Source organism: Parasedimentitalea marina (assembly GCF_004006175.1).
Lineage (GTDB): Bacteria > Pseudomonadota > Alphaproteobacteria > Rhodobacterales > Rhodobacteraceae > Parasedimentitalea > Parasedimentitalea marina.
Genome location: NZ_CP033219.1, coordinates 3,480,977 through 3,495,617, shown reverse-complemented (window position 1 = coordinate 3,495,617; position 14,641 = coordinate 3,480,977). Strand labels below are relative to the sequence as shown.

Annotated in this window: 13 protein-coding genes; 7 read left to right on the top strand and 6 right to left on the bottom strand. The window is 54.9% G+C overall.

Going from position 1 to position 14,641, the window contains the following annotated elements; all coding sequences use genetic code 11:
- Positions 1 to 84 precede the first annotated feature (84 nt).
- The 3 genes from EBB79_RS16845 to EBB79_RS16835 form a co-directional block, all read right to left on the bottom strand.
- Positions 85 to 846 (bottom strand): MBL fold metallo-hydrolase, encoded by a 762-nt coding sequence (locus EBB79_RS16845; RefSeq protein WP_127749976.1) that lies wholly within the window; start codon positions 844 to 846, stop codon positions 85 to 87.
- Between the two features lie 177 nt (positions 847 to 1,023).
- On the bottom strand, positions 1,024 to 1,677 hold the full coding sequence (locus EBB79_RS16840; RefSeq protein ID WP_238704938.1) for a GntR family transcriptional regulator: 654 nt from the start codon (positions 1,675 to 1,677) through the stop codon (positions 1,024 to 1,026).
- Positions 1,678 to 1,870: 193 nt separating this feature from the next.
- A complete protein-coding gene (locus EBB79_RS16835; RefSeq protein ID WP_127749974.1) occupies positions 1,871 to 3,082 on the bottom strand; it encodes a LeuA family protein in 1,212 nt (403 codons plus the stop codon).
- Between the two features lie 140 nt (positions 3,083 to 3,222).
- On the opposite strand from EBB79_RS16835, the gene EBB79_RS16830 reads away from it, so the two are divergent.
- The 7 genes from EBB79_RS16830 to EBB79_RS16800 all read left to right on the top strand — a co-directional run bounded on the left by EBB79_RS16830 (position 3,223) and on the right by EBB79_RS16800 (position 11,825).
- Complete coding sequence (locus EBB79_RS16830; protein ID WP_127749973.1) at positions 3,223 to 4,143, top strand: TAXI family TRAP transporter solute-binding subunit; 921 nt, start codon at positions 3,223 to 3,225, stop codon at positions 4,141 to 4,143.
- A 73-nt stretch (positions 4,144 to 4,216) separates the two neighbouring features.
- Positions 4,217 to 6,082, top strand: coding sequence for a TRAP transporter permease (locus EBB79_RS16825; RefSeq protein ID WP_127749972.1), 1,866 nt, complete (start codon positions 4,217 to 4,219; stop codon positions 6,080 to 6,082).
- A gap of 23 nt (positions 6,083 to 6,105) precedes the next feature.
- On the top strand, positions 6,106 to 6,681 hold the full coding sequence (locus EBB79_RS16820) for a cupin domain-containing protein (RefSeq protein WP_127749971.1): 576 nt from the start codon (positions 6,106 to 6,108) through the stop codon (positions 6,679 to 6,681).
- A gap of 28 nt (positions 6,682 to 6,709) precedes the next feature.
- Positions 6,710 to 7,513 (top strand): glutathione S-transferase family protein, encoded by an 804-nt coding sequence (locus EBB79_RS16815; RefSeq protein ID WP_164860840.1) that lies wholly within the window; start codon positions 6,710 to 6,712, stop codon positions 7,511 to 7,513.
- Positions 7,514 to 7,631: 118 nt separating this feature from the next.
- Positions 7,632 to 8,273, top strand: a complete 642-nt coding sequence (locus EBB79_RS16810; protein WP_127749969.1) for a cupin domain-containing protein — start codon at positions 7,632 to 7,634, stop codon at positions 8,271 to 8,273.
- Positions 8,274 to 8,699: 426 nt separating this feature from the next.
- A complete protein-coding gene (locus EBB79_RS16805; protein WP_238704937.1) occupies positions 8,700 to 10,055 on the top strand; it encodes an MFS transporter in 1,356 nt (451 codons plus the stop codon).
- A gap of 54 nt (positions 10,056 to 10,109) precedes the next feature.
- Positions 10,110 to 11,825 carry a bifunctional protein-serine/threonine kinase/phosphatase gene (locus EBB79_RS16800; protein WP_127749967.1) on the top strand — a complete coding sequence of 572 codons (1,716 nt, stop codon included), beginning with the start codon at positions 10,110 to 10,112 and terminating at the stop codon, positions 11,823 to 11,825.
- A gap of 70 nt (positions 11,826 to 11,895) precedes the next feature.
- On the opposite strand, the gene EBB79_RS16795 is transcribed toward EBB79_RS16800, so the two are convergent.
- The 3 genes from EBB79_RS16795 to EBB79_RS16785 all read right to left on the bottom strand — a co-directional run bounded on the left by EBB79_RS16795 (position 11,896) and on the right by EBB79_RS16785 (position 14,556).
- Entirely contained in the window at positions 11,896 to 12,687 is a 792-nt protein-coding gene (locus EBB79_RS16795; protein WP_127749966.1) for an enoyl-ACP reductase FabI, read from the bottom strand.
- A gap of 6 nt (positions 12,688 to 12,693) precedes the next feature.
- Complete coding sequence (gene fabB, locus EBB79_RS16790) at positions 12,694 to 13,923, bottom strand: beta-ketoacyl-ACP synthase I (RefSeq protein WP_127749965.1); 1,230 nt, start codon at positions 13,921 to 13,923, stop codon at positions 12,694 to 12,696.
- Between the two features lie 87 nt (positions 13,924 to 14,010).
- The gene (locus EBB79_RS16785) at positions 14,011 to 14,556 is read right to left on the bottom strand and encodes a hypothetical protein (RefSeq protein WP_127749964.1); all 546 of its coding nucleotides are present in this window, start codon (positions 14,554 to 14,556) and stop codon (positions 14,011 to 14,013) included.
- Between the last annotated feature and the right edge of the window lie 85 nt (positions 14,557 to 14,641).

Sequence of the window (14,641 nt, the reverse complement as noted above, 5' to 3'; positions counted from 1 at the left end):
TATCACGCAGACGTCTTCAGGATCTGCTTCAGATAGTCTGTTGTGATATTTCTGCTTTCACAGGCACCTCTTCACCCTCAGGGTTTAACCGTACCAATTGCCCTGCTGAACTTTGATCGAGCTGTCTAACAAAGCAGCAAAGGCCACGGGATCTTGGGTACCGCCGTCTTTGCCCCGGTAGTGGTAGGGGATGACAACGGCAGGTTTGAATTCGGCCACTGCGCTGGCGGCCGCGTTGATGTCCATGGTGAAGGGCAAATTCATGCACAGCAGGGCGACGTCAATATTCTGTAGCGCCCGCATCTCGGGTACATCTTCGGTATCGCCGGAGAGATAGACACGGGTGCCACCAATCGTCAAAACATAGCCGTTGTCGCGCCCTTGCGGGTGGAATTTCAGGCGACCTTCTGTTGTGTTATAGGCGGCTATTGCCTCGATCCCGATATCGCCGAACGCTGTTGTGTCTCCGTTCGCAATCACTTGCGCACGGGCGGCCATATCGGCGGCCATCTTTTCCTGCGCGCCCTTGTTTGAAATCAGTGTCGTGGTCTCGCCCATCACTGCGGCCAGTGTGTCATTGTTGAGATGGTCGCCGTGATGGTGCGTAATCAGCACCAGATCAGCGGGGGGAAAATCAGCGTATAACGCCGGATCGCCCACCGGGTCAGCATAGATCACGCCCATGGGGGTTTCGATAACCAATGAGGCATGCGCAACCGGGATCACGTTGATCGATCCATCTGCAAAATGCATGGAATGGCCATCTGCGGCGGCGAGTTGCGGTAACACGGTAATGGTCCCGGCAACTGCAGCCGTCGTCTGTAAAAACCTGCGTCTTGAAAACATCTTTTTTCTCCAGTTTGGGTTAGCAGAAATGGGGTACGTTCAAGTCAGTGCGAGAGTGTCGTCATATTGGTGTTTTGTTGCGTTAGGTTGATGTAACAAGGGCGCTATGGTTCGACTTCCGTAGGGATCTGTCCGGCTAGGATGTCATGGTCTGACAGTGTCGAGCCAGAAATCCATCTAAAGAGTTCCGGCTAATAGTCCGGTCAGAAATGCCCCAGTTTGGCGGTAGTGGTTGAGCAGACGTTCCGACACAAGATCAGGATTTCGGGCGATTGCCGCATCCATAATATCCTGATGCTCTTTTGGAATATCCCGTTTCAGGTAATTATTGGATTGCAAAGCCAGGTAGCGATACCGAACATTAAGATCGTAAAGCTGGCTGCAATAACGCAGCAGAATGGGCGAGTTACAGCCAGCGAGCAGGGCCATATGAAACGCTTTATGCCTCGCCTCGAACTCTTCAATGTCATCGCGAGAGCCGCGCACCATCCGATGATGGCAAAGGACCAGGTTTTCTTCCCAACTCTCAGTGGCATTTGCGATGCTTTCACGCAGTGCCATGTCCTCGAGCGTGCAGCGAAGTTTCAAAATGTCCTCGAAGTTTTTGCGTCCGGCTTCGGCGGCCCGGAACCCGCGTTGGTCCAAACGTTCGACCAATTGGTCCGAGGTCAAAAGGCTAAGAGCCTCACGGATTGGCGACGCACCGGTGTTCAGCGCCTTTCGCAACGTCTCAATCTTGAGTTTTTCGCCCGGCTTATACTGGCCAGTCAAGATCAACCGGCGCAGTTCCGTATACGCCCGATGGGTCGCAGAGCTGTCGGACTTGGACACGCTAGGTTTGCTGGGTACATCGCTTATGTTCATGGTGACAAAATATCGACTTTTCAGGCAATTTCAACAAATCATAGCAGTCTGATTGGGATTTATTGCACAAAACGGGGCCCAATGCATCGAATACGTACAATTGGGCCCCGTTTTGTGCTGAAATGCTATCTTGGCAGCGCGGTATTGGTATTAAGACGGGTCACGCCGCGCGGACTTCTGTGACGATGGCAATGAATTCTGCATCGTCCAGGATGTCACGTTTCTGGATGCCCTTTTGTTTTACGCTATCCAAAATCTCGGCTGATTGCTCGTCGGTAACCTCGCCAAGGCCCAGCTCTTCCAGTTTGTATGTGATCGAGGCCTTACCACTTTTCTTACCCAAGACAACTTCGCCTGCGCGACCTGTCAGGGATGGGTGGGTGCCAAACATGACAAGCGGGTCGTGCATTACATATTGAATGCCAATTCCCGACTCGCGAATGAAATTCCCAGTGCCCAGAACTGGTTTGTTACGTGCGATAGGGATATTGGAAAGCTGCGATAGCAGGTCGCCCAGTTCCGGCAGTTTGTCAAAATGATAACCCGTGTCATAGCCGTATAGTAGGTCGAGCCCCAGCATCAGTTCTTCCAGCGCGGCGTTGCCTGTACGCTCGCCCAGCCCGTTGCCGCAGCTGTGCACCACTTCCGCTCCGGCCGTGACGGCAGCCAATTCGGTTGCGACGCCCATGCCAAAGTCATTGTGAGTGTGGATCTCTATCGGCAGGCCGGTCATGTCCTTGACCCAACGCACCATGTATTTGATCGCTTCAGGCGTCGCGCAGCCCATGGTGTCGACGATACCGATGGAATCGGGTGGGGATTCGTTCATCACCGCCTTGCACAGGTTGGTCAGATCATCCGGGCGCGCGCGCGTTGTGTCGTAGGGAAAGAATACGGCATATAGGCCTTGCTCTCTGGCGTAGTTGATCACGTCACGGCTTTTCTTAAAGACGTCTTCCCAGGTCCAGCCAAACTGAGTGACCAGTTTTGGATATCCGATGGGCACCTCGATGATGACGCCGTCGGCGCCACATTCCAGTGCCATGTCGATGTCTTTTTTCATAGCCCGTGCAAAGGTAAAGATCTTGGACTTCAAACCAAGCTTAGAGATTTCCTTGATCGCTTCGGCATCTTGCAGCGAAACAGCCGGCATTCCTGCTTCGATCCGTTCGATGCCGATTTCGTCCATTTTTGTCGCGATGCGGATCTTATCATCGATCGAGAAGACGACACCCGGGGTCTGTTCACCATCGCGCAAGGTCGCATCGTGGATTTGAACTTTGGGCGGTAACAGCAGATTTTTGCGCACTTCTGGTACGAAATTATAGGGGCTTACCCAGTACTTGCCGTCTTCAAAATGGTTCTCGCGCATCGGGGCACTCTCCGGTTTTCTGCTTTTTCGCTCTATTTGTCGTTTTCGCGTATTTTTTGGCCAAGTTCAATAAAAAGTCGATAAAATATTTACAAGAGCTTTTTGTCGTTTATCCTTGCCATCGCAAGGGAGGACTACAAATGTTCAAGATTCTAAAAGTTGCAGCGGCGGTTGCGGTGTTGTCTGGCAGCGTGGCCCAGGCGGAAGAGTTGCGCATGGGAACGGCAAGTGTTGGGGGCGCTTTTTATCCGATGGGCCAGAGCATATCTAACCTCGTCAACAAATATGCTGGTGATGAGATTTCAATGGTCCCGATCGTTACTGGCGGGTCGGTGCAGAACCCTCGTTTGATTGGAACAAGCGAAGTCGAGATTGCGATCACCAACAATAACCTGGCGGTCTTGGCCATCAAAGGCAAAGGTCCTTATAAATCAGGTGCCATTGAACTTAACGCCGTGGCTGCACTGCACCCCAGTGTTTTGCACATGGTCGTAATGGGCGATTCTGATATCGAAACAATTGAGGACCTTAAGGGCAAGCGCGTTGCCATTGGTCCCGCTGGTGGTGGGACACTGGGGTTCATGAACTTCTTGCTGCCCCTGCATGACATGACGCTGGATGATTTCACTCCCAGCTTCCTGTCGTACTCGGATGGGTTCAGCCAGTTGACCGATGGCAACGTGGACGCCGCCTTTGCGTTGTCAGGGCTTCCTGCGGGTGCAGTTATGCAGGCCTCGGCTGGTCATTCACTGAAATTCATATCGTTCTCGGACGGAATTATGGACGAGGCCCTGGCCAAGAACGGCGCGTTTGCGGCGGTGGATGTGCCTGCGGATGTCTATGGAACACCTGCCGCCGGGCAGTTGATCGGGGTCAACAATATGTTGGTTGTTCCAAGTTCAATGGATGCAGATATCGCTGAGAAGATTACAGCGGCCATCTTTGACCATCTGGATGAGCTGAAAGCCGAGAATGCCAGCGCCCGCCAGATGGACCCGGCAACGACGCTTAATCTTGCCATTCCATTGCACGAAGGTGCTGTGCGTTACTTTAACAAGTAACGTAAACCTTGCTGACCTGTCGCTAATGAGGCCGGGTCAGCGCATTTCAACTTCATAGACGGTACTCTGTTGAATGCGACTTCTACGCAAAGAAAAACTGCTGTTTTGGGCAGGCATTGGGCTTGGTCTGTATCACTTGCTAATCGTGTCGGGGGTGATCACGGTCTCTACGATGCCGATGCGGTTGACCCATGTGATGTTTGCCTTTTCGATCCTGTTTATTCTTAAGCCGGCAACCCCGAAACTGGACGGCAGCGCGGCAAATACAATGATGAGTCTTGGCCTGATCGCAGCAACGATCTCGGCCAGTTGGTGGATGCTGACCCGGTGGAAGGCTATCGCCTTTAGCGGCGGGCTGACTGAAATCGGCGACTTTTATGCGGGGGCCGTGTTGGTGGCTGTCGTGTTTGAGGCAGCGCGACGTGGCGTTGGGCTTATTCTAGCTGTTATCACCTTGGTATTCTTTAGCTATCCATTCCTAAGCCCCTATTTGCCCGGCGTCTTATATGGGCGCGGCTATGGGTTCGAACGCATTGTGCTGTTCCTGACCACCGACACACAGGGCATCTACGGCATCCCTGTAGGGGTGGCGGCCACCTACATCATTGTCTTCACCATCTTTGGTGCGCTGCTGTCCGGCCTTGGTGCAGGGGACTTTTTCTTTCAGGTCTCGGTGCGGCTGACCCGCGGTATGCGTGCTGCAAGTGCCAAGTCCGCGGTGATGTTTTCTGCCTTGATCGGCATGGTGTCCGGATCGGCGGCCGGCAATGTCGCGGTCACCGGTGTTGTGACTATCCCGGTGATGAAGCGCGAGGGCTACGCGCCTCATCAAGCCGGCGCGATAGAAGCTGTTGCATCAACCGGTGGCCAGCTGATGCCGCCCGTCATGGGAGCTGCGGCCTTTATCATGGCCGAGATTGTCGGTGTTCCCTACACATCCGTGATGGCCACCGCGCTGTTGCCGGCGCTGTTGTTTTTTGGGTCAGCCTTTGCGGTTGTGCACTTGCAAGGGATCAAAAACGGCATCACCGCCAGTCCTGAAAATCAGGCGGATGGACGATCCCTTGGCCAGGTTCTCTTGCAGGGTATCCCCTTCATGGCGGCCTTTGGTATTCTGATTGCCTTGATGCTTAAGGGATATTCACCGTTCAAGGCGTCGCTCTGGGCGATGGCAGTGCTGATAGGATCGGTTATTGTGCAACGCCGCGGTATCAATCGCGAGCTGCTGGGTAAAATTGCTAACGGAGTCTCCGAAGGCGGGCGCAGCGTGGTGACCATATCAGCGGCCTGTGCGGCGGCGGGGATTATCTCGGGTATTCTGGGGATCACCGGTCTGGGGTCAAAGATCGCTTTGCTGATCGATGTGGCCTCTAACGGATCGCTGTTTCTGGCGCTGTTTTTCACCATGATCACCTCGATTATCCTGGGTATGGGCCTGCCGACCACAGCAGCCTATTTGATCCTGGCCACGGTCGTGGCCCCTGCCTTGGTCAAGCTGGGCGTGCCGGTTCTGTCGGCCCACTTCTTTGTGTTCTATTACGGTTGCATATCGACAATCACACCTCCGGTGGCCTTGGCAGCCTATGTTGCGGGCGGCATTGCGGATGCAAATATCAATAAGGTCGGCTGGACCGCTGCCTCTTATGCGGTGACCAGCTTTGTGTTGCCGTTTGCTTTTATCTTTGGGCCTGGCTTGGTGATGCAGGGCACTGTGTTGGATATTGTGGCGGCTTGGGTTACGGGATTTGCCGGCATTGCAGCGATTTCGATCGCGGTGATCGGCTGCCTTTACCAACCGATAAGCCCGCTATTGCGGATCGTGGCAGGGGCCAGTGGACTGGCCCTGCTGTTCCAGGGCCCATTCACAGCACTGGCAGGGGCGGCAGCATTTATCGCGCTTATCCTGTTCGAAAAATCACGCGCCCCGGCGCAGACATAAGTCCCTACATCAAAGGAAATACCATGACCCGAAGCTTTAGAAGAGTGGTCACCGGACACGATGACATGGGCGTTGCTATCGTCGAAAGCGATGAGATCGCGACCCAAGTTCTACAACGGCCCAATCGTCCGGGGGTGACGCTGACCAATTTCTGGCTGTCTGACGGAACGCCGGCGGAATATGATGGGCCGACTGAAACCTGCACAGGTCCGTTCATCTTGCATCCGCCGGAAAATGGCAGTGTCTTTCGCTGTGTTGAGTTCCTGCCCGAAGACCCCGAGGTATTGGCAAAACTGGATGGTAAGTCAGCATTTGCTGAAATGGGCGCCGCCGCCAATATTGTCGAGAATGCGCGCCATCCGTTTATGCACCGGACAAATTCCGTCGACTACGGCATCGTGCTGTCGGGCGAGATTTACATGATGATGGATGAGGACGAGATCTTGCTCAAAGCCGGGGACATGGTAGTTCAACGTGGCACCAATCATGCCTGGTCCAATCGCGGGACTGAACCTTGTTCTATTGTTTTTGTGCTTGTTGACGGGGTGACGATGCGTGATGCGCCTGACGACGACAAAACAGGTATCCCAAAACGCTAAGAACAGTCCAAGGATGTGGAAGCCCCAAATGTTAGAGCTCTCTCACGGTACAACAAGTGTCTGTTCAGCTAAGGTCCGTATCGGGCTGAGTGAAAAGGGCCTTGAATGGCACAGTCATCAAATTAACCTGACCAAGGGAGAGCAGCACAGGCCTGAATATTTGCGGCTTAATCCCAAGGGCGTGGTGCCAACGCTTGTGGATGGCGGTCTTGTGGTTGTCGAATCCAGCGTAATTCTTGAGTATATTGATGACTTGGGGACCGGTCCCCGTTTGATACCCAAAAACCCGCAGGACAGTGCTCGGGCACGGATGTGGTTGGCACGCTGCATCGATGTCCATGCAGCCATCAACACGATGACGTTTTCCACTGTGGGGCGCAGTCGGATTCGTGCTGCCAAGACGCCCGAAGAAGCAGAGGCCGCGATCCTGCGCATGCCCAACCCGGCAGCACGGGCCAAGCGCCGCGATCTGTTCAACCTGGGTTTGGAATCGCCACATGTAGACGCAGCATTTTTTATCCTTCGCAGCCTGTTTCACGATATGCAAACGATCTTGGACCGTGGCCCCTGGCTGTTGGGCACGCGCTATAGTCTCGCGGATGTGGCCCTTGTTTCCTATGTGGACCGTCTTGACCGGCTGGGGTTTTCGGGATTGTGGGACCGTCATACACCGCAGGTCGGCCGCTGGTTAACTGCGTCACGAGCGCGCCAGAGTTACAAGAAGGGTATTCTTGATTACGCGGGCGATGTTGAGACTGACAAAATGCGTACTGCTGGGGCGCCATTTTGGCCTGACGTCCAATATAGGTGGGGTAAGGTTCTCAACTTATGATCAAAATCATCGACGACGAACCGGAATAACCTCTTTTTCACATATTTACCCTACGTTACTTGTCGTGTCGATTTTTTCCGGAGATACTCCACTAAATTGATTTTACTGAGGGGCAGACGTGACGACTTACTTTCTTTCGGTTTCATCCGGCAGCGGAGGTAGCGATGGCCTCCAGCACTTTGCACACGCCTTTGGCGGATTGCGGCTTTTTCATGGCTCTCTCTTGATCAATGGAGACAAAGTTAAACAAGGAGGCGGCGCTCTCCTTCGCAAGGGTGATACGTTTGAAGTCGCCGGAACGGCAAAGACGCATTGGGTTCGGTTTGATTTGTCCCACGATGCACCGGTTGAACAGGCTCAGGGGTATGGGCAAGTCTCTTTGCCAGTGCCCTCAGGGTCTTCAGACGTTTTGCTTCGCATGGACGAGGTTAAATTCCCGCCAAGTGCTGTTGCCTTTCGCCATATTCATCCAGGGGACGGACTTCGGTTTTTGACGGTTGGAGAGCTTTCGGTTGTTGGAGATGAACATTTGCATGTCGCGACCCCGGGTCGGGCCTGGTTTGAAACGGCAAATTTTCCAGTTCGGGCTGAAGCCAGCGCCGATCATGCGATGACCAGTTTTCTGCGCTTCATGGTTCTGCCGCCCTCCTACTTAGGCAAGCCCTCATTCAATATCCTGGATAAGGACGAGGTCAGGCTGCCTCAGCAGCAGATTACACGGCGACATTTTGACCAAATCGTTCACTTGGAGGCCGGATAGGCGTTCTAAACCAATAGGCTGCGCGATCCGGCTATTGGGCGCGGCGGGTTTGGGCGACAGGCCTTCATAGTTGATAGCGTTGATGATCTATCCTCTGGTCTCAACGCTATCAGGTGTCACACCCCCAAAGCCCTCATCTTGGATGCTGTTAGCCCAATATTTGTGCAAAGTGCCCCGCAAAGGGGCATATCCCCGGCTTTCCTACCTTCTCAACTGTGTCATTTAGATCTGCCCAATTGAACCGGAGCAGTGCCACAGATAGCGGCTCAGATACCCGATCTGACCAATGAGAGTAGGTTTCTTATGGCACTTCCGAGCCCAACAGGTATCAACATCTTCCGCCGAGACCGCAGTACAGGCGTTTTGCATCTCACGTGGATAGCATTCTTCATTAGCTTCTTTGTGTGGTTCAATCATGCGCCGCTGATGACTTCTATCCAGGCCACACTGGGGCTGACAGACCAAGAGGTCAGGGCGATCCTGATCCTGAACGTGGCGCTGACCATTCCGGCGCGGGTCGTGGTTGGCATGTTGGTCGATAGGTTGGGACCCAGACGTGTCTACTCTGCCTTGCTGGTCATCTCCGGTGTGCTCTGTCTGATGTTTGCCGCCGCCCAAAGTTTTGCCATGCTGGCCTTGACCCGGTTTCTATTGGGGTTTGTGGGTGCCGGGTTTGTCGTTGGCGCCCGGATGATCAGCGAATGGTTCCCTGCCAAGCAGGTTGGGCTTGCTCAGGGAATCTATGGGGGCTGGGGTAACTTTGGCTCGGCAGCGGCGGCCGTTGCCTTGCCCTCGGTTGCCTTGATATTTGGTGGCGATGAGGGGTGGCGCCTTGCGGTCGCGTCAACGGGTGTTGTCGCCATGGTCTATGGGGTGATCTATTATAACTCGGTTACCGATACGCCGCAGGGGGCGACCTATTTCAAGCCCAAGAAATCCGGCGCCCTTGAGGTCACCAGCCCGGGGGATTTTGTCCTCTATCTGCTGATGCAGGCACCAATGATCCTGGCGCTGGGCATTCTGGCCTGGAAGTTGGGTCCTTCCGGTGTTGGCCTGCTGCCCGATGGCGCTGTCTACGGAGCCTATCTGTTCCTTGCGGCGCTTTATGCCTATCAGATCTGGCAGGCCTACCAGGTCAATCACACAGTGTTCACCCAGACGGTACCTGAGATCCACCAGTATAAATTCAGTCAGGTAGTGATCTTAGGCATGACCTATATGGTGACCTTCGGGAGCGAGCTGGCGGTTGTGTCGATGCTGCCCCTGTACCTGATGAGCACGTTTGATTTGTCGGTTGCCACAGCAGGATTGTTGGCCGGCGGATTTGCCGGCACCAACCTGTTTGCCCGTCCAATGGGCGGCTGGCTAAGTGATACCTTTGGCCGTCGCCGGATCTCGCTGGTGCTGGTAGGGGGGGCCGCCTGTGGCTATCTGCTGATGTCGCTGATTTCTGCAGACACAGGGCTTGTGTTCGCCGTCTTTGCCACCTTGGCCTGTTCGATCTTTGTCAATGCAGGCAACGGCTCTGTCTACGCCGTGATCCCGATCATCAAACGGCGTCTGACCGGTCAGATCGCTGGCATGGTCGGGGCCTTTGGCAATGTTGGTGGGGTGCTGTTTCTGACGGTTTATGCACAGTTCAGCCCTCAGGTGTTCTTTCTGACCATCGCCGCAACATCGCTGTTCACCTTTTTCGCCACCTTGATCTTCTTTCAGGATCCCAAGGGTGCCATGGCCGAGATTGAGCCGGATGGCTCGGTGACGATGATCGACGTTGTATAATCCAAATCCCTGCCCGATGCTGGTTTCAGCGGCTGACCCCTTCAGGAGACATAAATGGTAAGCGGTCCCAAAATCAGCATCGGGCAGTTCTCAGCCAGAGGACAAAAGGATACCAATGACGATTCCTATGGTGTGCTAACCCCTGAGGGACCGGAGTTAGTGACCAAAGGTATTGCCATGGCCATCGCAGATGGTGTCAGCACCAGCGAGGCCGCCAAGGCCGCCAGCGAGACCTGTATCAAAAGCTTTCTCAGCGACTATTATGCGACCCATGATTCCTGGACCGTTCGGACCTCGGTTGAACGGGTTATGACAGCGATGAACCGCTGGCTCTACAGTCAGAATGTGACGCACTATCTGTCTGATCGGGGTATGCTCAGCACGTTTTCCGCGATGGTTCTGAAATCTGCCTGCGCTTATCTGTTTCATGTTGGCGATTCCAGAATCTATCTGGCTCGCGATGGAAAGGTCGAGGTGCTGACCACGGACCACAACCTGCGGATTTCGCGTAAACAAGAGTATCTGGCGCGGGCTGTTGGCTTTAGTCCGGATTTACAGGTCGACTATCTGACGGTTCCGGTGCAGCCGGGGGATTACTTTATTTTCACCACCGACGGTGTACACAATCACATCGCCGATGGGCGGATGCTCAGCCTGATCACTGAAACCCCGGACGACCTGGACACTGCTGCCCGCGCCATTGTCGCCGAGGCCCTGGCCAATGGCAGCGCCGATAACCTGACCTGTCAGATCGTGCGCACCGACGACCCTGGAAAACCGGACGAGGAAACCTATCTCAAACGCCTGACCGCTTTGCCGTTCCCGCCTGAATTGGCACCGGGACTGGAGTTCGAAGGCTACCGCATCGTTCGCGAATTACACGCCAGCAGCCGCTCGCAGGTCTATCTGGCCGTTGAAGTGATCAGTGGTGACCAGGTGGCGCTGAAGACGCCCTCGGTGAATTACCAGGATGACCCGACCTATATCGAGATGTTCACCCGCGAGGAATGGGTGGGGCGGATGATCGCAAACCCACATGTGTTGAAGGTGTTACAGCCGGTTCGGCAGCGCCGCAGCCTGTATTACGTGACCGAGTATATCGAGGGTCAAACGCTGCGCCAGTGGATGGACGACACGCCAGAGCCGGACCTGCAGGGGGTTCGCAGTATCATCGAACAGCTGTCGATCGGGTTAAGGGCCTTTAACCGCAAGGAAATTATCCATCAAGATTTGAAACCCGACAACATTATGATCGATCTGGACGGCACCGTGCACATCATCGATTTTGGCTCGTCCAGGGTTGCCGGACTTGTCGAGGTCGAAACCCCGGTCGAGCAGCTTTCACTACTGGGAACGGCTGACTATATCGCGCCGGAATATCATATGGGGCAGCCGCCCAGTCGTTTGTCTGACATGTATTCGCTGGCCGTCATTGCTTATGAGATGCTGACCGGAAAACTGCCCTATCAGGGCAAAGGGTTTCACTCGGCCCGCGATGTTGCCCGGCTTAGCTATGTCTCGGCGTTAGAGCACAATAACCGTATCCCAGTCTGGGTCGACGGGGCTTTGAGTAAGGCGCTGCAGGTTAGCCCGAAAGCTCGCTATGATCGGCTGACCGAGTTCGTAACTGATCTGAAACGCCCAAACCCCGAGATGGTGAACCGTCACCCCAAGCCACTGATGCAACGAAACCCAGTTGCGTTTTGGCAGGCGGTGGCGCTGATCTCGATCCTGGGAAATCTTGCGGTTTATTATTTTGTCTTTGGTTGATTGGTATCTCGGGCAAGAAAAAAGGGCGCCAAAGCGGCGCCCCCTTGTATGATATTTTATTGGATCGAATTTACAGGTGATCAGGTTGCGGCATGCCCAAGACATGGAAGCCACCATCCACCCGCAAAATCTCGCCCGTGGTGCAGGCCCCCGCATCCGAGGCCAGGTAGACCGCAGTGCCGCCCACCGCTTCCAGCGTCGCGTTTGAGCGCAGCGGTGCGTTCTGGTCGGTGTGCTTATAGGTCTTGCGCGCGCCACCAATGGCAGCCCCGGCCAGGGTTTTCATCGGTCCGGGTGAGATCGCATTGACACGAATGCCCTCGGGGCCCAGATCGTTGGCCAGATACCGGGTTGCGGATTCCAGCGCCGCCTTGGCCACACCCATCACGTTATAGCTGGGGCAGACCCGGTTAGAGCCCTGATAGGTCAAGGTCAGCAATGTGCCGCCATTGTCGACCATCAGGGGATGCGCCCGGCGGGCCACCTCGATGAAAGAATAGGCCGAAATATCCAGCGAGTTTTTAAAGTTGGCCCGGCTGGTATCCAGGAACCGGCCGGTCAGCTCGTTCTTGTCGGAATAGGCGATCGCGTGCACCACAAAATCAATCGTGGGCCAGCGGGCGCCAAGCTGTTCGAATGCCGTATCCAAAGACGCATCATCGGTGACATCAACGTCGACCATGAAATCACTGCCAACACGCTGCGCCAGTGGCTCTAGTCGCTTGCCAAAGGCCTCGCCCTGATAGGTGAAGGCCAGTTCGGCGCCAGCTTCGGCCATCGCTTTGGCAATGCCCCAGGCAATCGAGCGTTCGTTGGCGACGCCCATGATAAGGCCGCGTTTGCCCTGTAGTGCTCCAGACATATCCGGTTACCCTTTGTACTTGCTCAGGATCATCGATCCATTGGTGCCGCCAAAGCCAAAGCTGTTGGTCATGACGCTGTCCAGACCGGCATCTTCAACATAGGCGGTTGCAATCTCGCCCTCGTTGATGGCCGGATCCAGCTCGTCGACGTTGATCGACGGCGTGATAAAATCATTGTCCAGCATCAGCAGACAGAAGATAGCCTCAAGCGCGCCAGCGGCACCCTGTGCGTGGCCGGTCATCGACTTGGTGGATGAAATCGGCGGGGTGCTGCCCTCGCCAAACACACGACGGACCGCTTCCACTTCGCCAACATCGCCAACCGGGGTCGAGGTGCCGTGGGCGTTGATGTAACTGACCTTGCGACCTTCGGGCAGGCTTTCCAGTGCCAGGCGCATGGCGCGTTCGCCACCTTCGCCGGATGGGGCCACCATGTCGTGGCCGTCGGATGTTGCGGCAAAGCCAGTGACTTCGGCGTAGATTTTCGCGCCGCGCGCAACGGCGTGGTCCAGATCTTCCAGCACCACGATGCCGCCACCGCCCGAGATGACAAAACCATCGCGGTTGGCATCAAAGGCACGGCTGGCTGCAGCCGGATCGTCGTTTTTCTTCGATGACATCGCGCCCATGGCGTCGAACAGACACGACAGGGTCCAGTCCAGCTCTTCACCGCCGCCGGCAAACATCACGTCCTGCTTGCCCATCATGATCTGCTCGGCCGCGTTGCCGATACAGTGCAGCGAGGTCGAACAGGCCGAGGTGATCGAGTAGTTGATACCCTTGATCTTGAACGCTGTCGCCAGATTGGCCGAGATGGTCGAGCTCATGCATTTTGGTACCGCAAAGGGCCCAATGCGTTTGGTGGCGCCGGTTTTGGCAACCACCTGATGCGCCGTCAGCATAGCGCTGGTGGATGGGCCGCCGGAGCCAGCCACCAGACCGGTGCGGGTGTTGACCACCTGATCTTCGGACAGACCTGCGTCGGCAATGGCCTGGCTCATCGCGATATGCGCATAGGCCGCGCCATCCCCCATGAACCGCAGGGTGCGTTTGTCCACCAGTTCCTTGGTGTCGATCTTCAGCGTACCGGCCACCTGGCTGCGAAAGCCGTGTTCGGTCATTGAGGGGCTGGCGACGATGCCAGATTTACCTGCCTTGAGCGAGGCCAGAACCTCGGCGGCATTATTCCCGATAGAGGAGACAATTCCCAGTCCGGTGACGACGACACGACGCATACGTGCACTCCCTTGTTTGCTTATGCCTTATTAGGCCATTGCTGGGGAGAGGTGCAAGGTGGGTTGGGGTTTGGGTGGTTCTATCTATTATTTGTAAATGTAGTTTGCGATTTCGCTCCTGGGTTCTGGCAGAGAGACGGAAAATATGTGCCGGGTTACGCCCTTTCTAAGTTTGACATCATGTGTAAAGAAGCTGCCGTTGTTCAAGTGATAGGCGAACTCAAAGTGAGACGATGGAAATTTTTCTCTGGGTTTGCCGCCCGTTTTCGCTTGGGCCTGCTGGAGAAACATTTGAGAAACAGAGTTAATATCGGTCGATCCAGCAAAGCCTACGACGCAAATATCTCTACCTCCTTCATTAGCAATTGCAGCAACCATGAACTTATCACCTTTGGCATAAAACAGCCGTTTTCCTTCCGAATGGGTTAGACCTAGGTTGTGTCTTGCAGCTTGGTGTCTAGCTCCGCGAAAATCATTGGGCAGAGTGCCAAGGCAAAAATCAGAAAACAGATTTACTGCTTTTTCAGTTTCTTCAAGTGTTAGTGGCTTTGTGCCGAAGGCCTGTTGGGATGTTCCACAAGAGGACAGGGCAAGGAGCGCCGCCCCAGCCAAAAATTTCGAAATTAGTTTCATAAATATACCTAAACACTAATAATTTAAGGGACGACTATCCTTGTCGCTCTTGGGTTGTCAATGGACGTGGAAAACAAGGCTTGCG